The sequence below is a fragment of the Cytobacillus sp. FSL R5-0569 genome (assembly GCF_038007265.1).
In the GTDB taxonomy this organism is placed as follows: Bacteria; Bacillota; Bacilli; order Bacillales; family Cytobacillaceae; genus Cytobacillus; species Cytobacillus kochii.
The window spans coordinates 4,006,069-4,028,610 of sequence record NZ_JBBOWW010000001.1; the positions used below are offsets into that span (position 1 = coordinate 4,006,069).

Consider the following 22,542-nt stretch of genomic DNA (forward strand, 5'->3'; position numbering starts at 1 on the left):
AAGCTATAACTATTCAATTGGTGTTAAACCAATTAATCGAAGGAAATATTCAAGGTCTTTGTTACCGATTTTTTCTTTTGGTTGTTTCGATTCAGCATCAGGACCTTTCGTTAAGAAATTCTTTTCTGTTATTCTTATGTCTAATTCATCGACAATTCCGTCTTGATTAATATCTTCTTTCTTCTTCGAGGTATCTTCATCTCCATATGCATCAACAATTTTTCGAATGTCTTTTATATCAATGACCTTATCGCCATTCACATCACCGGCTAATCCTAGTTTTGGACGGATGGTTTGATGTTGACCAAAGAGTTCGCCATCGATTTTCTTACCAGGCACAAAAGTTGTGGCGCTCTTTAGGTGGCCTGGTGCTTCAATAACTAACGTATAATCCTGACTGCTCGCTGGAATTCCTTTTACAGTGAATTGTCCATGATCATCCAGCGTACCTTTATAATTCTTACCTGAACGTGTTTGAGCATACACTTTAATACCTAAATCGTTTGCTTCTCCAACGCGGTTAAAATATCCTTCCTCACTATTAAAAGCTTCTAAGTTCACTGAGCCTGCAACAGTCGTATGTTTAGAAATCACATCAAATGAATCGACACTATAATAAGGAATATCAACTTGTTGCTCGTCTTTTGGTGTATACTTTCCATTTACTACTTCAAAGCTACTTGTTTTACCATAATAAGCATCATCTTTCAACTTAAATGTCACATCAATTAATGGCATATCCCCATCTAGCCCATCAAAAGCTTTTCCAGATAGAGCACTACTTAATGTAACCGTACTATTCCAAATATCACTTTTTTCTACTACCGGTTTAGCTAAATCCACTTTAATGCCCTTTTGTTTTGTGTATTGCTCTATCTCTTTCGTCAAATTTGCCTTTTTGAAATCATATAAGTCATGTTGGAAACTCACTTGCCATTCCCCTGACATCATATCTTGAACATTGTTTAGCGAAAGAGTCATTGTAATATTGTCTTTTTTCTTTATCGCTTCCTTATCATAACTAGCGGAAACATATGGAGTTCCTTCCTTCACAAAAATATAGTTCTCCATCTTAACAGCTGTCGCTAAATCGGAAGTGGCTAACCGTAAATATAACTCTTGATTTTCAATATCACTTTTTTCAATGCCAAATTTCACATTTCCTTCTGCATCAATCGGGAATGTCCTTGCAAAATAAGCGTATTTAGAAGTGTCAAAATACATCGTATTAGATGATTGATCGTACGGTAAACCTTTTTCATTTAATAGTCCGATTGTTTCATCTTCTACTTTACCATGAACATAAAATGCCTCTTCCCCATCCTCGACTGTAAACATCGAGTCATTCAGTTCATACACACCGGGCTCGTGATCCCACTCAATCTCAGGTGCGGTATTGTCAATGATTGCTGGTGCGTCAACTGTATACGTTTTTCCACTTTCATCCTTCGCTAGAATGACTATTTCATAGTCTCCCTCTGGTAATTTTACGTATTCTTCAGCAATTGGCTGATTAGGGTCTTTCGTAAATGGCAACATTGCTCCTGTAAACATATACAGCAAGAAATATTCTCGATCTGGCATCATATTCTCAGCATTTAACGAACCAATATATCCGAGTGCCTCACCTGACTGACTATCTTTCACGATCACGTCGATGCTTTCCATTGGACTTTTCAAAGTAAATAATCCGTTAATAATTGGATAGTAGTTTTGCCAAAACCCAACATCATTCGCTAGTGTTGGTCGATCCGTTTCAAAAGAATCAATTCCTTTATCTGTAACAAAGATGGAAAAAGGAATTTGATATTTCTCTTGGGCATCCGCTTGATTATTTATACGAATATAGCCTTCATATGCACCCGGCTTCGCATTCGCTGGTACATTGATGGTGGCGTTTAGCGTTTTTTCTTTCCCTTTACCGACTGTAACAGACTTCTTCGTTTTTAAAGTGACCTTATTTTCTTTTGCATTTTCAACCCCATCAATCGATTGATTAAACTCTACTGTAAGGTCATAAGATTTTTTCTTACCGCTATTTTTGATCACAATATCTTTAGAGTGGTTAATCGCTTCACCATCATCACGTAAATAATCCCTACCAAATGCTATAGAAGCTGTCTCTTCATCTATAACAACGGTACCTTCTCCCTCCATCATTTCCGTTTCATCAAGTACTTTAATTGTCGTTTCAGCATGTACAGATGCATAGGCATTGATTCTTCCTGCTCCAACTTCATTCACTGAATAATCGCCATTCAGGTCGACTGAGTTATTCATCAATACTTCCTTCACTTCGAAAGGGTCATAAGCTTCATTTTCTTGAAGAATCAATGCTGCTACACCTGCTACATGAGGTGTTGCCATCGACGTTCCTTGCATTCTAGCATAGGCATTGTCATATGCGACTCCTTCTACAGGACTATTGATATACTCTGGAATCGTCGAAAATATCGCTACCCCTGGCGCCACAACGTCTGGTTTAATATCATAGTTTCCATTCACCGGACCTCTTGAACTAAAGTCAGCTAAATGATCTCCCTCTGTTGTCGTTTCATCAAGATTTGTTAAAGTGATTTTATTGACTCCACTCGCTTTCAATTTCTCTCCATCTTCTTTTGACAGGCGGAAAGATGGGAGATATTCACTTCCTTCTCCCAAGTAGGATGGGATTTGCCCTTCTTCATTGTTATAGATAATAACAGCTATTGCTCCTGCATCTTTCGCATGTTTAATTTTCTCATCAAAGGTCAAAGTGCCTCTTTCAATTAATGCAATTTTCCCTTTCACATCTAACCCTTGGAAATCCGTCTCTTGGCCAATCCCAGCTTCAACAATCGGTAACTCTTTACCTTCTAATAATGCCAACTTATCAGAAAAATTCTTCGCTAGTAACATTAAGGATAGTTTTTGGCCTTTAACGGTTACATCTAAAGTCGGGATACTCATATCGGAGTCACTTGCCCCTACAGTAATACCTAAAGCAGCTGTACCAGGTGAACCGAGTGTTTTTTCATCTGGACCTGCATTTCCTGCAGCCACTACCGCAACAACCCCAGAAAGCATCGCTTGGTTTATCGCAATAGAGGTCGGGTCTAGTGGGTCATTGACAGAAGTTCCGAGTGATAAATTCATTACATCCATTTCATCTGCAACTGCTTTATCAATACCAGCCATAACATCTTCGTTACTTCCAGATCCGTATGGACCTAGCACTCTATAATTATATAAGTCAACTTCTGGTGCTACCCCAGTTACAGCATAATCTACAGTGTTATTAGGGTTTGCTGCTATCGTTCCTGATACGTGAGTGCCATGAGATGTATAATAAGTCGCTCCACCGTATTCTTCAGGATACCCTTCTCCATTTTCAACCCAATCTTCATAGGTTGTTTCCATTGGGTCAGCATCATTATCAACAAAATCCCAGCCTTTAACTGAAGATGGCTCTACCTCAGCAGGATTCTCGCCATCGGTATAGCGATATCCTTTATAAGCATCCATTAAATCAGGATGGTTATAATCAATTCCTGTATCGATTACACCGACTTTAATGCCTTCTCCCTTAATCTTTTCATCATGCAATTGATCAACCCCAATTTGAGGTACACTATCAGCCATTTTCGGACTAACCTTCTCATCTTCACTAGGTATATCTAATTTGATTTCTTTGTTACTCCATATTCTTTTACTTCATCAGAGGCAAGTAATGATTGAACAGCCGTACCAGGTAAAGTCATTGATACCCCATTAAAAGCGTGTTTGTATTCATGAATGATCTCAAGCTTATTGGCATCAAACTTATCAATAGATTTTTTCTTTTTCATTGAGGATATAAATGTTGAAAAGGATTTATGAGAAGCCTCAACTTGCTGTTCTGCATTAGTAACCGCTTTTTGCTTACCTAATAAAAGTTGCTGTTTAACAGCCACTTTTGCTGGAAGTGTTTTAAATTCAACAATAACAGAAACTAATTCTGCACTATCCTGCTTAATATCTGGAGAAATTGTAAATGTTGGTGACGCATTTAATTCATTCAAAGTCGCTCTTTCTTCTTTGGATAAACCACTGAGCATAGATTGAATCTGTTTCATATTGAACTGATCATTCTCAGCTGCCATTGAATGACTAGGTACACTGAACGAAAATATCATACCAGCAGCCATCGTCAACGTAAGTAACGGCTTTAGCTTTTTAAACTTCATAACTCCACCCCTATTTTTTGAAAATTTATTATTTTTATAATTTAATGATAGGTTGTGAAGTTATTACTTGTAAATTGGGGTAATATTTTTAGGTACTTCGGTACAAAAAAGCGAAGAATTTGTCGAAAAAAGAAAACAAACGGACCATTTTCGGTTATTTTTTTGCGGCTCCTTGCGTTTTTTAGTGAGATGTTTGACGGAATTACCCCAACAAAAAAAAACACATCTAACTTGAGATATGCTAGTTCTAGTTTTTATGAAGATGTATACATGAGAATTGCTAAAGACAGCTGAAAAGGAACAGTTTCAGCTTTACTATAACTTTCCGGCGCTAAATGGCTGTATGATTGTTTTTTGTTTTCTAGTACTTATCTTATTAAGATTATTTTGTGCTTTATATTGAGTTATATCTTTCAATCGCTTCTACAATCAATTTATTTCCTTTTTCCACTTCCTCCTTTGAAAGAGCATTATCTTTTTTTGCTTCAATTAAATTGAATTTCATACTTTCAATTGCGACTAATGATGTCATTTTTTTGTATTGGTTTTTGGAGTATCCGAGGTTTAAGTAATCAATTAACTCTGGAACACCATCTAGTGTAGGAATATATTCAAACAAATTTTCTTCATATCTATCAGGAAGTTGAATACTTAATAATTTTTCTCTCATACAATCACCTCTTTTTAAATTTTAATTATAAAATTTAGAAACCTATTTTTATTGTTTGCAGAACAAATTATTCGAGAATTTTTCTCATCTCAACTCATTTAAGGGTTCCCGCGATTCCCGACTTTTTATGCATAGACTAAGGTGTTATCGGTAAGAGTATAATTATCTACTTATTGGAGGTATAGTTGAATGTTTACCCATATTTTCTTGTGGACTATGTTGATTCTACCTTGGTTCTTTCTCCTTTTTTTAGATACTAAAAGGGTAAAGTCCTTCATTCCCGGTGGATTAGTAAGTGCCCTGCTTTTAACAATAGTATTTCAACTATATCAAAGATATCATCTAGTTGAAGTTGTGCAAACCATTTTCCCATTAACTAATACAACTCCTTTTGTCTACGGCTTATACATAGTCTTACCTACTATATTTCTATACTTTACATTTGGTAACTTTTGGATTTATATAACAATTAATACAATTAGCGATGCAGTCTTTTCTTTTGGTATCATGAACCTTTATGAATATTTCGGGATTTATAAAATGGATGATTCTATCCATATCATCATTTTTATCACTTGTATTATTTGTGCTTCACTCATTTACTTATTTCAAAAGTGGCAGTATATTGATCCATACAAATGAGAAGTTAATCAAGGTTTATAGAGCCCATCGGCTCTTCTTTTATTTATTCATTTGAAGAAGTTAACGATTTCCATTATTGTAGACTTTTTCCCTAGAGCCTTTAGTCTCCTTTTCAGTGTTTCTAATAGATATTGCTTTCTTTGTCTCCATTTCATTTATATAATACTTTTAATAAATGGAGAAGTTGAGGTGTAGAATAGATGAAATATCTTCAAGAAAAAATGCATTTATTAGGAGAAAGACACTCAAATGTATACATAATTAAAACTCCAGAAGAAAAATATATTGTCTCTATTCCTGATCTCCATTGGTCAGCACAAATAGGCTGTTTAGAGGAATTCCAACAAAAAGTGGAATACCTCAATGATTCACTCTCATTTCACCTTTATGAAGGCAATTCATACGAGCTAGCCTATAGACTGTCCAAGCTTACTGAATTAAACATATTTCGTTAACCTTCGTATAAAAATTTATCAATTAAATACACTAAGTAGAAAATTGTCTGTAGGTGATTATTTTCTTCTATTCAAATGAAATATTCGGCATGCTCATTTTCGGGGGATTACTAGCCCCAACTTCATTATTCCTTTTTAAAAAAATTCATTATGGCATAGTTATAGCAGCCATGTACATAAATATCTTTGTTGTAATGTTTCTCTTCAGCGTTCTTATAGATTTATAAATGAATTTTTTAACCTTTTTGATGAAACATCATTATTTAATCCAGCATTAAAATGATTGCACATAAAATATAATGGTTACATTGGTTTGCCAACCAATGATCTCTTCAAAGAGTGCATCCCTCACGCTCGCTGTTCTTTTCTTTACTCATCCTTTCTGCATGATAAAATCGCATAATAAGAGTAGTTTCATCGGAATTTCATTTAAAGAAGAGTCAATGCATGACTCTTCTTTTTTGTTCACATTTTGTGTTTTTTTTGGTTAGTTTTTTAAAAAATGTGGGCTAAATCCTTAATTTCACAAAGAAAGATTTCTCCGCAGATGCGCTTTTTAAATGGATAAATGGATAAAACGATTTTTTTAACACAAAATAGATTTATTATTAGAATTTACAACTCAAAAACGGAGGAATACATTCATGTATTTTTACAAAGAAGATTTAATTAATATGATTGTTCCTGATAAACCAGATCCACATGCAGCCAAGGTGCTTCAAGAAGCGCTAGGTGGACAATTTGGAGAAATACGTACAATGATGCAATATTCATTTCAAAGTGCCAACTTCAGAGGAAAAGCAAAAAAATATCGAGACCTATTAAGAGGGGTATTTATAGAAGAGCTTAGTCATATAGAATTAGTACAATCGACAATAAATCAACTTTTAAATGGTGCTGGTGGTTCTAGCCCAGGTAACCAAGCATTTGATAATGCTCCGTTAGATGATGTTATTCAAGATGGCGCAAATCCCCATCATTTCATTATAGGTGCTAAAGCATCCTTACCAGTTGATGCAGGAGGTAACCCTTGGAATGGTTCCTGGGTTTATGACCACGGTAACTTAGTAGCAAATTTAATCAATAATGTTTCTTTAGAATCAACTGGTGTACTTCAAAAATCAAGAATTTATGAGATGAGCAGTAATAAAACTCTAAGAGAAACAGTAGCTTTTCTTATGGTTAGAGATAATGCGCATCAAAATGCTTTTGCAAAGGCATTAGAAACATTAGGAGTTGATTGGGGAAAAGTCTTCCCTGTTCCTAACTACGACTTGAATAAATATCCTGAATGTAAGAAATATGTTGATATGGGCTTTCACAACGCTCAATTTAATTTCCGTTTAGATGATACACTTATTGGGGAAGTATTCACTGGAACAACACCTAGTAGAAATGGTGGGGACCTTTCAGTGACTGAACCACCTAAAGGGTTTCCCGTGCCAACAATGCCGGATATGCCAAATGAACATGCACCAGGTTTATATGATTTAGATAATTAGGGCCTTTTAGGCTCTATTTATTTGTTTTCGATAATTTCGTTCAAAACACTAAACCTGTATAAATTAGTTAACACCCACATAATCTAAAGGAAAATAGAGGTGAAGTGAATGCTTGCTAATTTTTTTAGAATATTTAATGCAATTGTATTATGGGCAATCGTTATTATTTTTCTACCTAAAAATTCGTTTAAAAGATTTTTACCAGTGACATTATTTTGCTCACTTCTTTTACTCATTGTCGAAATGTTAAGTCCAATATTTAATTGGTGGAAAGTAAAAGGTGGTTATAAATTTATATTATTTGATGCATTAGCATTTATTTTAGGACCATTCTTCACGATAAATTTATGGGTGTTTCACTTTACTTATGGCAAATTCCCCTTATATGCTACTATTAATTTAATTATGGATGTTATTTTTGCCTATCTCTTAACTCCTCTTTTCGAAAAGATTGGGCACTTTAAACTCAAAAAATTCACACGAACTGGAATACTTATCCTTTACTATTTCCTTGCTCTTTTGAATTATGGCTTCCAAAAATACATTGAAAAACCGGTAGAACCAATGGAAAATTAAGGATTTAGTATAAGGCTATTGCACACTTTTTCATCGTAGCTTAAATAATTAGTTATTACATGATTGTATTTTATTTAGATAAACATGCCATGGGGCTCTTTCCCTTTTGACCATCTTTTTTCTGGTAGTTAGCTTATGTATAACTTCATTCTTTAACTTTGAGAATTGCTCCTGAGATTGGTGACTTCTAGAAAACATATTGTAATGACTCTTAAACTTTCCTTTCCTTCAATTATCTTTTTTTCACCTCAAATATTAAAACTAACCTTCTTTTAAGCATTAGCGATAATCTATATGTAGGAATATTAAGAATAATTAAGGGATAATCGATTTATGAACTTCCGATTAGGGTAAATAAAATAGGAGATTTTTAACTTCGTCGGACAAAAGTCGAACTAAAATTAAAAATCTCCCATCATTTCTTATATTTTAAACATGTAGCGCCCTCGGAGGGAATCGAACCCCCATTTTAAGAACCGGAATCTTACGTGCTATCCGTTGCACCACGAGGGCATTTTTTATTATGTAGGAACACGTTTTTCTTGGTGTTACGAATATTAATTATATGGGAAAAACCCTTTATATGCAAGCATTCGTTGTTTAAAAGCAAAAATTTGTGGGTATCATGGATACGAGGAAATCACCTTAGAAAAAAATGTCGAATAATTCTCTTGAAATAATCAAGCGATTCGTTTGACCTTAATTGACCAACCATGTATGATGAAACTACATACATTTACCAATGGCGAGGTATAAAATACCTTTCCAAAACTTTTTTGACCTTTAAAGGAGGAATTGGAAATGAACTTAATCCCTACAGTAATCGAACAAACAAACCGAGGGGAACGCGCTTATGACATTTACTCTCGCCTATTAAAAGATCGCATTATCATGTTAGGCAGTGCGATTGACGATAATGTGGCAAACTCAATCGTGGCTCAGCTATTATTCTTAGAAGCAGATAATCCTGAAAAGGACATCACGCTTTATATTAATAGCCCAGGTGGAAGTATCACTGCTGGTATGGCTATCTATGATACGATGCAATACATCAAACCAAATGTTTCAACAATCTGTACTGGTATGGCTGCATCCATGGGTGCATTCTTACTAGCAGCTGGTGAAAAAGGGAAACGTTTTGCGCTTCCAAACAGTGAAGTCATGATTCACCAACCACTAGGTGGCGCTCAAGGGCAAGCAACTGAAATCGAGATTGCTGCTAAACGCATCCTATTCTTACGTGAAAAATTGAACCAAATTCTAGCTGAACGCACTGGTCAACCTTTAGATGTTATTTCTAAAGACACAGATCGTGATAACTTCATGACTGCAGAAAGAGCACTAGAATATGGTCTTATCGACAAAATCATTACAAACAATACACCAGAAGAGAAAAAATAAGCATCACAAATAACAAAAGCCATCAGCATTTCATTTGCTGATGGCTTTTTGTTTGCTATGAATTAATAGTTGTTAGATCGACTGGGAGGTGAACGAAAAACGGTGAGATAAAAAAAGTAGAAATAGGGTGATTTGTAGAGTGGCAATTTCGCATTAGTTTTGAGTGGCAATCGTAACCGATATGAGGAAAAATTGATCTGTTCGGTCTTCTTTTGTGATTTTCTATCTAGTTAGCTGCACAATTCCTCTTTGCTCCGGCTTCTTTGTGTTTTTCCATCTCAACCAAACCACTTGCCCCTATCATATCGATGCAAGTTGGTTGAGGACAATGAAACGCACCCCCATTGGTAGAAGCATCTAGCAATGGGGGTGCGCAGGTTATTCGTGTATTATACAGATTATGAAACAATGTCCTCTTGTAGGAGTGCAGTCAGTTTATTTAAGGCTTCGGTTTCATCGCTGCCTTCAGCGAGGAGGGTTACGGTGGAACCAGCACTTAGAGATAGGCTCATTAATCCCATGATACTTTTGGCATTTACTTTTTTTCCGCCTTTTTCGATAAAGAGATCTGCTGTGAAGCGATTGGCTTCCTGCACTAACTTTGCAGCAGGGCGCGCCTGTAAGCCTGATTTAATTTTGACTTCCACTTGTCTTTCTACCATGTCCTAACCTCCAAAAAACTTTAAGATTCCTTCCATTGCCCTGTTTTAATTTTTTCTGCAATTTCATCAATTTTTCTTAGGCGATGATTGATACCCGATTTGCTTATCGTGCCACCAGAGACCATTTCTCCAAGTTCCTTTAAAGTCACATCTTGATACGTAACACGCAATTCAGCAATTTCGCGTAATTTCTCTGGTAACACCTTTAGTCCAACGGTACTCTCAATATATCTTATGTTTTCAACTTGTCTTAAGGCAGCACCAATTGTTTTATTTAAATTGGCTGTTTCACAATTGACCAAGCGATTAACTGAATTTCGCATATCTCTAACAATGCGGATATCTTCAAATCGTAAAAGCGCGCTATGAGCCCCAATAATATTAAGGAATTCTGTAATTTTTTCCGCCTCTTTTAAGTAGGTAATAAAACCTTTCTTTCTTTCCAATGTTTTACTATTCAACCCAAAAGTATTCATTAATTTCGACAAGGCGTCATTATGCTCCTTATACATTGAAGCAATTTCTAAATGATAGGAAGAGGTTTCAGGGTTATTGACAGATCCCCCTGCTAAAAAAGCCCCTCTTAGATATGCACGTTTGCAGCATTTCTTTTTAATTAAATCCATTGAGATATCATGGATAAATTGAAAGCCAGCACTAATAATATGCAGATCATCAAGAATCTTTTGTGCTTGCTCCATTAGTCTAACAATATACACGTTATTTTTCTTAAGTCTCATTTTCTTTCGAACAAGCAGCTCAACTTGCACATCATAATTCCTTTTGATCAGCGTATAGATTCTTCTGGCAATCGCTGCATTCTCCGTTTGAATATCTACAATTAACATTTTATTTGAAAAAGAGAGAGATCCGTTCATACGAATCAAAGCGGATAATTCTGCCTTTCCGCAACAATCCTTTGTCTCCAAGTTCGTTAATTCTTTTTTTGTTTCCGAAGCAAAAGACATACCTTCTCCCCCCTAACCAGACAAATACTAGTTTTTCATTATATCATTTACAATTAATTGATAAATCTTTTTAGCGACTTCATTCGTGTTATGACGAATTGCCCCTTTTTCAAGGCTAACAATCTCACCCTGTAGCACTTCCAAGCCTTGTTCGACTAATCGATCACGGTCATAATAGACAGGCTTCGCTCGTTCCTCTTCATAACGCTCTTGAATATCTTCTGGAATTTCTTCATGATTGACAAGAATCAAATCTAAACATGGCTCAGCCATATGATCAAATATTGCCTGTACGTGGTCACTCGCACGATAGTCCAAAGTTTCCCCTGCCTGCGTCATTAAATTACAGATATACAGTTTTTTTGCATGAGAACGGCACACTTCCTTACCTACAGACGGTACAAGTAGATTAGGAAGTATGCTTGTGTACAGGCTACCAGGACCAATGATAATGAGATCAGCCTCTCGAATAGCTTCAATCGTTTCCGAAAGCGGACTTACCTTCTCAGGAGTCAAAAATACTTTCTTAATCTTCTTGCCAGAGTAAGGGATTTTGGATTCTCCTGATACAATACTGCCATCTTCCATTTCTGCATGTAATACAACACTCTTTTCAGCTGCAGGTAAGACTCTCCCATTAACATTTAATACTTTACTCATCTCTTGAATCGCATGAACAAAGTCACCAGTAATAGAAGTCATCGCTGCTAGAATCAGATTACCTAAAGAATGACCCGATAATTCATTGGACGTTTTAAAACGATGCTGGAACATTTCTTCTACAAGGGGTTCCACATCTGATAACGCTGCCAAAACATTTCGAATATCTCCTGGAGGTGGGATATTTAATTCTTCTCTCAACCTACCAGAGCTACCACCATCATCAGCAACTGTGACAATGGCTGTTAAATCAAGGGGATATTTTTTTAATCCTCTTAATAAAACTGGCAACCCTGTTCCACCGCCAATGATGACGACCCTCGGCTTTCTATTCATGTTGTTTGCCTTCTCCTCTCAATGTCACGGTGAGTGATGCGAGTGTTGTAGTCTTCCTTAAAATGGTTAGCGATATACTCGGTTAGTGCTACTGATCGATGCTGTCCACCCGTACATCCAATCGCGATAACAAGTTGTGATTTTCCTTCACGCTTATAATGCGGGAGCATAAATGCTAGTAAATCCGTGACCTTTTCTAAAAATTTATTTGTTTCGTTCCATTTCAAAACATAGTTAGACACTTCTTCATCCAAGCCTGTTTTCGGACGCATATGCTCAATATAATGCGGATTTGGCAAGAAGCGAACATCAAATACAAGATCGGCATCAATTGGTAATCCATGTTTAAAACCAAATGACATCACATTTACAGTGAAAATGGATTGTTTATTAACAGAAAACTCGTGGAGTATCTTTTCTCTTAATTCACGCGGCTTCATATTAGATGTCTTATAGATAATCTGCGCTCGACCCTTTAGATCATCTAATAATTCTCTTTCCAACTTGATGCCTTCCATTGGCAAACCTGATGGCGCTAATGGATGAGAGCGACGCGTTTCTTTATATCTACTTACAAGGGTTGCATCATCCGCATCAAGAAAAAGAATTTCTGGTGTGACCCATGACGTATCTGCTAAATCATCTAACGCCTTGAAAAGATGCTCAAAAAACTCACGGCCACGTAAATCCATCACAAGCGCAACCTTATTCATCTTATTCCCTGAATCCTTCATCAGTTCAAGAAATTTCGGTAATAAGGTCGGTGGTAAATTATCTACACAAAAAAAGCCTAAATCTTCGAAGCTTTGAATCGCCACTGTTTTACCTGCGCCAGACATCCCTGTAATAATGACCATTTGTGTTTCTTTTGCTGCTACCGAACTCATTTCTCGCTTCCCCCTGTATTCATTTTTAGCTTGGATCTAAGCGGTAACTAATTAATTCAAAGTCAGGTGTATAAGTAAATGTACCGTAAATCATGCGATTGCCATTAATCATATATTCAAGAATATGATGATCTCCTGCAGCCATTGGTAAATCCTTCACTTTGTCCACTTCGACCCATCGCAATTTTCCTTCTTCTGACTCATCTACATTTAATCCGTCCGCATCTGTAGCAAAAAAGGTAAACATCATCCATTCAGAAAGTACTTGATCTCCATCCTTCATAATGAAAGTAAAAATCCCTTTTATGTTTGGATTCCTTAAGTAAATCCCCGTTTCTTCTCTATATTCTCTGATACAAGAGTCACGCACCGATTCACCTGGCTCCATCTTTCCGCCCGGTGCAACCCACCATCCACGGCGTGGCTTTTGTAGCAACAATACTTGATCATCTTTTAATAATACGCAGTTTGTGACCCGCTGCATCCTATTCACCTCTTACTTCGTGCCACTCATTATTAGAGAACAGATTAACCTAAATACTCTAATGAATGAAAGCATAGTATTTATCATTATATTATACTATTTTTGTCATAGCGCTACAACGATACAGGTTGAACATGATACTTCTCCCTAAGCAAATTGCCTAGCCTTCTTTATAGTAAGTGTATATCCATTATTATAATATCCAACCGGTGTGCTACATTCGATCTGCGGAAAAAAGAATTTTGCTTCGCTCTCATCTCTTTTTCTCATTCTGAGTGACGTGCAAACCTCTTTTGCTTCGCTCTCACTTCTTTTTCTCATTCTGAGTGACGCGCAAACCTCTTTTGCTTTGCTCTCACTTCTATTTCTTATTCTGAGTGATGTGCAAATCTCTTTTGCTTCGCTCTCATTCGTGATTTTCATTCTGAATGATGCGCAATTCTCTTTTACTCCGCTCTCATTCGTGATTTTCATTCTGAGTTATGCGCAATTCACTTTTGCTTCGCCCTCATTCGTGATTTTCATTCTGAGTGACTCGCTAACCTACTTTGCTTCGCTCTTACTTCTTTTTCTCATTCTGAGTGATGCGCAATTCTCTTTTACTCCGCTCTCATTCGTGATTTCCATTCTGAATGAAGCGCTAACCCACTTTGCTCCCCTCTCACTTCTTTTTCTCATTCTGAGTGACGCGCAATTTCTTTTGCTTCGCTCTCATTCGTGATTTTCATTCTGAGTGACTCGCTAACCCACTTTGCTTCTCTCTCACTTCTTTTTCTTATGTTGAGTGATGCGCAAATCTCTTTTGCTTCGCTCTCACTCGTGATTTTCATTCTGAGGGACTCGCAATTCACTTTTGCTTCGCTCTCATTCGTGATTTTCATTCTGAATGACTCGCTAACCCACTTTGCTTCTCTCTCACTTCTTTTTCTCATTCTGAGTGATGTGCAAATCTCTTTTGCTTCGCTCTCATTCGTGATTTTCATTCTGAGTGACGCACAAATCTCTTTTGCTTCGCTCTCATTCGTGATTTCCATTCTGAGTGACTCGCTAACCCACTTTGCTTCGCTCTCACTTCTTTTTCTCATTCTGAGTGACGCGCAATTCTCTTTTGCTTCGCTCTCACTCGTGATTTTCATTCTGAGTGACTCGCTAACCCACTTTGCTTCGCTCTCACTTCTTTTTCTCATTCTGAGTGATGCGCAATTCTCTTTTGCTTCGCTCTCATTCGTGATTTTCATTATGAATGACTCGCTAACCCACTTTGCTTCGCTCTCACTTCTTTTTCTCATTCTGAATGAACCTTTTCCTCATTTGCTCAAAAACCAAAAAAAGAGCACAGGAGCTACCTGTGCTGTAAAAGGAATATATCTTTAAAAGGGGGTCAATTTCTATTATTATCATAACCGAAATTTGTTTCACCCAGGTTACAGTAGAGTTAAAACGAAATGACTTTTTGTAAATGATGAATAAAGTTGGATTATGATGCCCTTGTTCATTAATTTGTAGCTGTTTTTAGACTTTCTTCAAGCTCTTCAATATAATGCTGAGCAGCTTGAGCGGCAATGCTACCATCGCCTGTTGCGGTAACGATTTGACGCAATGTTTTTTCACGAATATCTCCAGCAGCGAAGATACCAGGGACATTCGTTTCCATTTGGTCATTGGTTACGATATAGCCTTCTTCATTCGTAATACCAAGGCTTGCAAATGGTTTCGATAGTGGATTCATTCCAATGTAAACGAACACGCCATCCGCTTTGAATTCTTTTTCTTCACCTGTTTCTGTAGATACAATCGTGACACTGCCTACTTTTCCGTCCTTATCGTTGACTTCTTTCACTGTATGGTTCCAAATGAAATCAATTTTATCATTATCAAAGGCACGTTGTTGTAAGATTTGTTGTGCACGTAATTTATCACGACGGTGAATGATGGTTACTTTACTTGCAAATCGTGTTAAGTAAACACCTTCTTCAACAGCAGAGTCGCCTCCACCAATAACTACTAGTTCTCTTTCTTTAAAGAACGCACCATCACAAACCGCACAATAAGAAACACCGCGGCCGCCTAGCTCTTTTTCACCAGGAATACCTAGTTTTTTATATTCTGCACCTGTTGTAATAATAACCGCACGTGCTTTGTATTCTTTAGATCCAGCAATGATTGTTTTATATTCCTTGCCATCGATGATTTCTTTAATATCTCCATATGCATATTCTGCACCAAATTTTTTCGCATGATCGAACATTTTTGTAGAAAGTTCAGGTCCAAGAATATGATCAAACCCTGGATAGTTTTCCACTTCTTCTGTATTCGCCATTTGTCCGCCTGGTACCCCGCGTTCAAGCATTAATGTTGATAAATTTGCACGAGATGTATATACTGCCGCGGTCATTCCTGCTGGACCTGCTCCTGCAATAATGACATCGTAAATTTTTTCTTCAGCCATCATTCCCACTCCTTTGTCTTGAAGCCTTCTGTTCTATTATGACCTTCTTGGTTTTATCCTATAAAATTTATAGGAAAACGTCCAAGTTTTTGCTCAACGAAGGTATTCATTCAATAATCGCAAATATTTTCTTAAAGTTGAGGTAGAGATTCCGAAATTTTTTGCAATTGTTGCTTGTGATACAGTCTCATTTCTTAGCTTATGCCAAGAGTAAGTGATTGCACCGGCATATGCATGAGGATTTTTAATCGTCACGCCAGCTTGGGTTAACTGTAAATACGCAGAAAACCACATTAAATACAAACTTGCTTCTTTTGCCCCAACAGGTGAGTAATTTTCATAAAGCAATCCAGCTATATCATGCGCTGTAGAGGTATCTTGAGATGCCTCACCAAATTTTAGATAAGCTAAATAATCCCTCTCTAACGCAGAGAACTTCCTATTTCCTTTTAAACGGTCAGATTCTAGTAATTGTTCTTTTTTACCTGAAACTGCTGTTAAAAACAAGGCAAACAGTCGTTCTTCTGGATAGTCACTTTCTAGCCTTTGTTGAATAGAAGAAACATGATCCTCGAATCCTTGAGCACTTTTTGAGGTATCGCTCCAAGGCTCCAATCCTTCTTTTTCCGGATTTAATTCAACAGCCCTTCTCCACGCCACTTGAGCCACTGACTCTTTACCAGTATGATAGGCAGCGTATGCGAGCCAGTAGTAAAAAGACGCGTCCCCATTAAACCCTAGTTTATAGAGACGACCGAGCCATGCATATGCTTTATCATATTCCCCTATAAGTGCTAACGTTGCCCCTAATTTAAATTGATGCTCAACAGAGATTGGATGTACTTTTAATAAAGCATCCTTTAGCGCTCGCACCTCTTTAAAGTCGTTTTCGTAAAAAGCAAAAACAAGCTTATTACAAAGGGCATGCAAATTCCCCGGATTGTCTTTAAATACTTGTTTCAACACATCCGAGGCTTTATCTGTTTCGCCTAGATAAAAATAAGCTAGGGCTAGATTATTATAAGCCGACCAATATTCTGGGTACTCTTCAATGACACCATTGAGCAGTTCCACAGCTTTTGGAAAATAACCGGTCTCAAGTAACTCCCTTGCTTGTTCTTGTTTGACCATTAAGTCGTCCTGCTCATATAGATGTTCGTTTAGATCGTCATCCTCTAACGTAAGGAGCTCCAACAACTCTTCTGTATCTTCAACAAACTCGCCTTCTGGATCTAGTTCTATATATAATGTAGCATGATGGTATGCGTCTTTGAAAAAGCCTAAATGTGCATAGTTATTAGCTAAAAAATAGTGGCATTCAATCATCTCTTCATCTAATTCCTCTAATATTAATCGGAGTAGCTGATTAGAATCTTGATATTCTCCCATTTCGGCATGCACCACTGCCAACTGACAAACAATCATCGGTTCGCCTGGCTCTAAATGCATCGCACGTTGGAGGTACTTCTTCGCTCTATGAAAATCCCTGCGGTGGTAAGCTTTAATGCCTTTTGAAAAATAATACTCACCCGTAGGGATAAATGATAAAATTTTTCCTTTATTGTCTCTTGCTTTAGAGTCTTTACGCATGGAATCCTCCATAAAATATATTAACTAATTGAGTATAACATACGACTAATCGCTCGAGAAGGGGGTGACAAGATAAGGAAAAAACTAATGATAGCATGATTATCTAACTCAGCTTAAAAAATCAACACTTTCAAAAATGTGACTATTTTATGATTTTTTTATTAAGAAAGTGTAACATGCTAGTAAAGCGCACGGATTTCTCGAACATCACTCTTTAATTAGCATTCATATAAATTGAACGAGAAGATAATACGAGACAGAATAAGTTTTGTATGTGCATATAATTGAGGTATATTTTGCTAATTTAAAAGTGGAGAAATAGTATTTGACCGTCCTTCTTGCCCGATTAAACTCATCTTAAAAACCCCCAACACCAGGCGCACTCAAAAAAGACGATTTCTATTCACAGAAATCGTCCCATTCTATCATTTATGAAACTGGCTTCTTCTCTTCATGCCTTTTATTCAAGACGTTTAATACTTCGGCAAAAGGCAGTTCTTGTTCACGTAAAAGCACCATTAAATGGTAAAGTAAATCCGCAGATTCCCATTTAAGTTCTTCACGATCACGATTTTTAGCTGCAATGATTACTTCTGCAGATTCTTCACCGACTTTCTTCAATATTTTGTCGACACCACTCTCGAATAAATAGGTCGTATAAGCTCCTTCAGGACGTGCCTGCTCGCGCTCAGCAATAACTTCTTCCAACCGTTTTAGAATTTGATAATCTGCAATTTCAGCTTGCTCTTCCCCCGTATAAATCGTTTCATGAAAGCAGCTAACTTCTCCTTTATGGCAGGCAACACCATTTGGTAAGACCTGTACTAAAATGGCATCCTGATCACAATCCCACTTCATTTCTACGACCTTTTGCGTGTGACCACTGGTTTCACCTTTATGCCAAAGTTCTTTACGTGAACGGCTGAAAAACCAAGTTTCCCCTGTTTCAATCGTCTTTGCTAAAGATTCTTTATTCATGTACGCAAGCGTTAAGACTTCTTTCGTTTCACTATCTTGGATAATTGCTGGCACAAGGCCTTGATCATTAAATTGCACTTGATCAATCATCTTACATACACTCCCTTATCTTTTATATATGCCTTCACTTCTGCGACGGAAGTTTCTTTATAATGAAAAATAGAAGCAGCGAGGGCTGCATCTGCCTTACCTTCAAGGAATATATCAGAAAAATGACTAGCTCCCCCTGCACCTCCTGAAGCAATGACAGGAACAGTTACTGCCGTACTTACAGCTTTTGTTAAGGCAATATCAAAGCCTTTCTTTTCACCATCACAGTCCATGCTTGTGAGAAGAATTTCACCAGCACCTCTTCGCACAGCTTCTTTAACCCAATCAAGCACTTTCCACTCTGTTTTTACTCTTCCACCATGTGTATAAACAACCCATGTACCGCAATCTTGATCGTACTTAGCATCGACAGCGACAACCATACATTGTGCCCCAAAAAAATCAGCACCTTCTGTAATTAACTCTGGCCGATTGACAGCTGCCGTATTTAATGAGACTTTATCTGCACCCGCTCGAAGAATCTTCTTCATATCATCAAGTGTATGAATACCACCACCAACTGTAAAAGGGATGGCTAGTTCTGCCGCTACTGCTTGAACAACATCAACCATTGTTTTTCTTCCCTCATGTGAAGCAGAGATATCAAGAAATACAAGTTCATCTGCTCCTTGCTCGTCATAAAAACGTGCTAATTCCACCGGGTCACCTGCATCTCTTAATTGAACAAATTGGATACCCTTTACGACCCTTCCTTCTTTTACATCGAGACAAGGAATAATTCGTTTAGTAAGCACGAAAAGTCCCCCCTTCCAATGCTTCCTTCACAGTAAAACGCCCCTCATAGATGGCTTTACCTACAATAGCTCCAGGAATACCTGCTTGGTTAATTAATTTTAAATCAGCAAGAGAACTGACTCCACCAGAAGCGATGACCTCTTTTCCTGTCGCTTGTGCTAATTGGACAGTTGCTATAATATTCGGCCCAGATAACGTACCATCTGTAGCAATATCTGTAAAAATAAACGTTTCGCAACCGACGTCAGCGAATTGTTTGCCTACCTCAACTGCGGTTGCTTGTGATGTATTCAACCAGCCATTTGTTGCAACAAAACCGTCTTTAGCATCTAAACCAATAACAATACGCTCTTTATACTTCTTAATCATTTCAATAGCAAATTTAGGGTTTGAAATGGCTACACTGCCGATAATTACTCTTGAGACCCCAGCATCTAGATAAAAATGTATATCTTCCTCGGTCCGAATACCGCCACCAATTTGGATATTTGCATTTAACTGCTTTGCTGCTTGAATGACATAACGATCGTTCTCCGGTTTACCGGCTTTTGCTCCGTCGAGGTCCACCATATGCACCCAGCTAGCCCCATCTTCTACAAAGGTTTTTGCCATATCAAAAGGAGAGTCCCCGTATACCGTTTCCTTATCATAGTCGCCTCGTAATAAACGAACACATTTCCCGCCCCGCATATCAATCGCAGGATAGATGGTCAGACTCATTTTAAACTCACCCCTTCTGATACAAGCACTGTAAAGTTTTCTAAGATTTTCATGCCAGTCATACTGCTTTTTTCCGGATGAAATTGAGTACCAAAGACATTATTTTTTCCTACAACTGCTGGGACACAAACATCATATAAGCTATCGGCCAAAATAATTTCATCTGTCTTTGTTGTTACATAATAAGAATGAACAAAATATGCAAACCCCTCTTCGACATCCTTTAAAATCGGTGATTGTCGTCGTAACTGTAATAAGTTCCAGCCCATATGCGGGACTTTATACATTTCACCTTGATTTGTTACACCAGGTATTTTCACAACCGTTCCAGGAAGCAATCCCAATCCACGGCATCCACCGTTTTCTTCACTTGCTTCAAACAGTAATTGCATCCCTAGGCAAATGCCTAATATTGGTTTACCACTAGCTGCATAGTCTCTGAGGACATCTGCTATACCCGTCTCATTTAAAAGTCGCATGGCATCACTAATTGCTCCAACTCCAGGGACAATCACACCATCGGCTAAAAGAATCTCATCCTTTTTATTTGTAATAAGATAAGGTTCGCCTAACCTTTCCAGTGCTTTACTGACACTGAATAAATTTCCCATTCCATAATCAATGATCGCAATCATTTATAACATCCCTTTCGTGGAAGGAATGCCTTTTATTCTTGGATCAATCGTTGTTGCTTCATCTAAGGCTCGACCTAGTGCCTTAAAGACTGCTTCAATCATATGATGGGTATTCTGACCATAGTGAACGATCACATGAAGATTCATTCTCGCCTCAAGTGCGAATTTCCATAAGAATTCATGCACTAGTTCGGTATCAAATGTACCTACCTTTTGATTAGGAAAGATAGCACGCATTTCCAAATGTGGTCGATTACTTAAGTCGACAACCACTTGTGCTAGCGCTTCATCCATCGGAACAAAGGCATTGCCGTACCTTTTAATTCCTCTTTTTTCACCAAGACTCTCTCGCAATGCCTGCCCGAGACAAATCCCTATATCCTCTGTCGTGTGGTGATCATCAATTTCGACATCGCCTTTTGCATCAATCGTTAAATCGAATTGCCCATGCTTAGCAAATAAATCAAGCATATGTGTCATAAAAGGAACACCTGTCTCCAAATCACTTGTTCCTTCTCCATCAATATTGAGTGATAGTTGAATTTCTGTTTCATTAGTCTTTCTTTGCAACTCAGCCGTTCTTGTCATTTCCCTTCTTTCCTTTCACTTTGGAGTCTTTTTTCAATCGATCTTGCATGAGCTTCTAAACCTTCTAGTCTTGCAAATGAAGCGATTTTTTCCGCATTTGCTGTAAATCTACTTTCACTGTAGTAAATAATGCTCGATTTTTTTCGAAAATCATCCACATTCAACGGGCTTGAAAATCTTGCTGTGCCGTTAGTTGGTAAGACATGATTAGGACCAGCAAAATAATCACCAACAGGCTCAGGGCTATATCTACCTAAGAATATTGCACCCGCATGGCGGATAGCTCCTAAAAGTGATAATGGATTGACTGTTAAAACCTCCAAATGTTCAGGAGCAATTGTATTAATCACTGCTATCGATTCTTCTATCGTCTCTGTCACATAAATACGACCAAATTGTTGAATCGATTGGCTGGCAATATCGTATTTTGGTAGAGTAGCTAACTGTTCTTCCACCTCGATGGCAACTTCGTTAGCGAGTTGTTCGCTATTCGTCACAAGGATGCTACAAGCCATTTCATCATGTTCTGCTTGTGATAATAAGTCTGCTGCTACTTCAGTTGGAATTGCTGAGTCATCAGCAAGAATAGCAATTTCACTTGGTCCAGCAATCATATCGATATCGACCTCACCATACACTTCTCTCTTCGCCAATGCGACGTAAATATTACCTGGGCCTGTTATTTTATCCACTGGTGCGATTGTCTCTGTACCATAGGCAAGTGCAGCTACCGCTTGAGCTCCACCTACTTTATATATATCTGTTACCCCGGCAATATTCGCTGCAACAAGGACAGCAGCTGGTATTTTTCCTGTTTTGCGCTCTACAGGAGAAACCATCACAATTCTTTCTACTCCTGCTACTTTTGCCGGCAAAACATTCATTAACACAGAAGATGGATAAGCAGCTTTCCCACCAGGCACGTATACACCAACAGAATCAAGCGGCGTTATTTTTTGTCCGAGCAAGGTGCCATCGACTTCAGTCGTCATCCATGAATTTTGCAATTGCTTCATATGATAGTTTCTTATATTTTCTGCTGCTTCTTTTATAATTGAAATGGTTTCTTTAGATAATTCTTTATAAGCTTGGTCTATTTCTGCTGCTTTCACTTGATAATCATCTAATAGAATCCCATCAAATTTTTGTGTATAACGAATGACCGCTTGATCACCTTCTTGACGTACAGCTGCTATGATTTCCTTTACTGTTTGCCTTTGTTCTTCTGTACCACCGTCTATGGAACGCTTAATAGAAAGGTCGTTTGTTACTTTTAATATGTCCACCT

Annotated in this window: 22 protein-coding genes and 1 tRNA gene; 5 read left to right on the forward strand and 18 right to left on the reverse strand. The window is 37.6% G+C overall.

What is annotated here, in order from left to right:
* Positions 1–9 precede the first annotated feature (9 nt).
* From MKX78_RS20470 to MKX78_RS20480, 3 genes are all read right to left on the reverse strand, one after another.
* The gene (locus tag MKX78_RS20470) at positions 10–3,621 is read right to left on the reverse strand and encodes a S8 family serine peptidase (RefSeq protein ID WP_341052157.1); all 3,612 of its coding nucleotides are present in this window, start codon (positions 3,619–3,621) and stop codon (positions 10–12) included.
* Positions 3,622–3,656: 35 nt separating this feature from the next.
* The gene (locus MKX78_RS20475; RefSeq protein ID WP_341052159.1) at positions 3,657–4,205 is read right to left on the reverse strand and encodes a protease inhibitor I9 family protein; all 549 of its coding nucleotides are present in this window, start codon (positions 4,203–4,205) and stop codon (positions 3,657–3,659) included.
* Between the two features lie 394 nt (positions 4,206–4,599).
* Entirely contained in the window at positions 4,600–4,875 is a 276-nt protein-coding gene (locus tag MKX78_RS20480) for a hypothetical protein (RefSeq protein ID WP_095371899.1), read from the reverse strand.
* 189 nt (positions 4,876–5,064) lie between these two features.
* Here MKX78_RS20480 and MKX78_RS20485 point away from each other — a divergent pair, with 189 nt between their 5' ends.
* The 4 genes from MKX78_RS20485 to MKX78_RS20500 all read left to right on the forward strand — a co-directional run bounded on the left by MKX78_RS20485 (position 5,065) and on the right by MKX78_RS20500 (position 8,050).
* Positions 5,065–5,517, forward strand: a complete 453-nt coding sequence (locus MKX78_RS20485) for a hypothetical protein (protein WP_095371898.1) — start codon at positions 5,065–5,067, stop codon at positions 5,515–5,517.
* Between the two features lie 200 nt (positions 5,518–5,717).
* Positions 5,718–5,972, forward strand: coding sequence for a YueH family protein (locus MKX78_RS20490; protein WP_095371897.1), 255 nt, complete (start codon positions 5,718–5,720; stop codon positions 5,970–5,972).
* A gap of 644 nt (positions 5,973–6,616) precedes the next feature.
* Positions 6,617–7,474, forward strand: a complete 858-nt coding sequence (locus tag MKX78_RS20495) for a manganese catalase family protein (RefSeq protein WP_307317816.1) — start codon at positions 6,617–6,619, stop codon at positions 7,472–7,474.
* A 108-nt stretch (positions 7,475–7,582) separates the two neighbouring features.
* Positions 7,583–8,050 (forward strand): hypothetical protein, encoded by a 468-nt coding sequence (locus MKX78_RS20500; RefSeq protein ID WP_341052162.1) that lies wholly within the window; start codon positions 7,583–7,585, stop codon positions 8,048–8,050.
* Positions 8,051–8,491: 441 nt separating this feature from the next.
* Here the strand turns inward: MKX78_RS20500 and MKX78_RS20505 are convergent.
* A tRNA-Arg gene (locus MKX78_RS20505) sits at positions 8,492–8,563 on the reverse strand.
* A gap of 288 nt (positions 8,564–8,851) precedes the next feature.
* Here MKX78_RS20505 and clpP point away from each other — a divergent pair.
* Complete coding sequence (gene clpP, locus MKX78_RS20510; RefSeq protein WP_095371895.1) at positions 8,852–9,451, forward strand: ATP-dependent Clp endopeptidase proteolytic subunit ClpP; 600 nt, start codon at positions 8,852–8,854, stop codon at positions 9,449–9,451.
* A 398-nt stretch (positions 9,452–9,849) separates the two neighbouring features.
* Here clpP and MKX78_RS20515 read toward each other — a convergent pair whose 3' ends face one another.
* From MKX78_RS20515 to hisD, 14 genes are all read right to left on the reverse strand, one after another.
* On the reverse strand, positions 9,850–10,113 hold the full coding sequence (locus tag MKX78_RS20515) for an HPr family phosphocarrier protein (RefSeq protein WP_095371893.1): 264 nt from the start codon (positions 10,111–10,113) through the stop codon (positions 9,850–9,852).
* Between the two features lie 20 nt (positions 10,114–10,133).
* Positions 10,134–11,081 carry a DNA-binding protein WhiA gene (gene whiA, locus MKX78_RS20520; RefSeq protein ID WP_095371892.1) on the reverse strand — a complete coding sequence of 316 codons (948 nt, stop codon included), beginning with the start codon at positions 11,079–11,081 and terminating at the stop codon, positions 10,134–10,136.
* A gap of 27 nt (positions 11,082–11,108) precedes the next feature.
* A complete protein-coding gene (locus MKX78_RS20525) occupies positions 11,109–12,077 on the reverse strand; it encodes a gluconeogenesis factor YvcK family protein (protein WP_095371891.1) in 969 nt (322 codons plus the stop codon).
* A complete protein-coding gene (rapZ, locus tag MKX78_RS20530) occupies positions 12,074–12,964 on the reverse strand; it encodes an RNase adapter RapZ (RefSeq protein ID WP_095371890.1) in 891 nt (296 codons plus the stop codon). The genes MKX78_RS20525 and rapZ overlap by 4 nt, the downstream gene beginning before the upstream one ends.
* Before the next feature lie 25 nt (positions 12,965–12,989).
* Complete coding sequence (locus tag MKX78_RS20535) at positions 12,990–13,448, reverse strand: NUDIX hydrolase (RefSeq protein WP_095371889.1); 459 nt, start codon at positions 13,446–13,448, stop codon at positions 12,990–12,992.
* Between the two features lie 674 nt (positions 13,449–14,122).
* The gene (locus MKX78_RS20540; RefSeq protein WP_341052165.1) at positions 14,123–14,737 is read right to left on the reverse strand and encodes a hypothetical protein; all 615 of its coding nucleotides are present in this window, start codon (positions 14,735–14,737) and stop codon (positions 14,123–14,125) included.
* A 206-nt stretch (positions 14,738–14,943) separates the two neighbouring features.
* Positions 14,944–15,897 carry a thioredoxin-disulfide reductase gene (trxB, locus tag MKX78_RS20545; RefSeq protein ID WP_095371887.1) on the reverse strand — a complete coding sequence of 318 codons (954 nt, stop codon included), beginning with the start codon at positions 15,895–15,897 and terminating at the stop codon, positions 14,944–14,946.
* 93 nt (positions 15,898–15,990) lie between these two features.
* Entirely contained in the window at positions 15,991–17,487 is a 1,497-nt protein-coding gene (locus tag MKX78_RS20550) for a tetratricopeptide repeat protein (protein ID WP_095371886.1), read from the reverse strand.
* A gap of 429 nt (positions 17,488–17,916) precedes the next feature.
* Positions 17,917–18,555, reverse strand: coding sequence for a bifunctional phosphoribosyl-AMP cyclohydrolase/phosphoribosyl-ATP diphosphatase HisIE (gene hisIE, locus MKX78_RS20555; protein ID WP_095371885.1), 639 nt, complete (start codon positions 18,553–18,555; stop codon positions 17,917–17,919).
* Entirely contained in the window at positions 18,552–19,310 is a 759-nt protein-coding gene (hisF, locus tag MKX78_RS20560; RefSeq protein ID WP_095371884.1) for an imidazole glycerol phosphate synthase subunit HisF, read from the reverse strand. Before hisF ends, hisIE begins: the two co-directional genes overlap by 4 nt.
* Positions 19,300–20,031 (reverse strand): 1-(5-phosphoribosyl)-5-[(5-phosphoribosylamino)methylideneamino]imidazole-4-carboxamide isomerase, encoded by a 732-nt coding sequence (gene hisA, locus MKX78_RS20565; RefSeq protein WP_341052168.1) that lies wholly within the window; start codon positions 20,029–20,031, stop codon positions 19,300–19,302. Before hisA ends, hisF begins: the two co-directional genes overlap by 11 nt.
* Positions 20,028–20,666, reverse strand: coding sequence for an imidazole glycerol phosphate synthase subunit HisH (gene hisH / locus MKX78_RS20570; RefSeq protein WP_095371882.1), 639 nt, complete (start codon positions 20,664–20,666; stop codon positions 20,028–20,030). Before hisH ends, hisA begins: the two co-directional genes overlap by 4 nt.
* Positions 20,667–21,254 carry an imidazoleglycerol-phosphate dehydratase HisB gene (hisB, locus tag MKX78_RS20575; protein WP_095371881.1) on the reverse strand — a complete coding sequence of 196 codons (588 nt, stop codon included), beginning with the start codon at positions 21,252–21,254 and terminating at the stop codon, positions 20,667–20,669.
* Entirely contained in the window at positions 21,251–22,540 is a 1,290-nt protein-coding gene (gene hisD / locus MKX78_RS20580; RefSeq protein WP_307318851.1) for a histidinol dehydrogenase, read from the reverse strand. Before hisD ends, hisB begins: the two co-directional genes overlap by 4 nt.
* Positions 22,541–22,542: the final 2 nt, after the last annotated feature.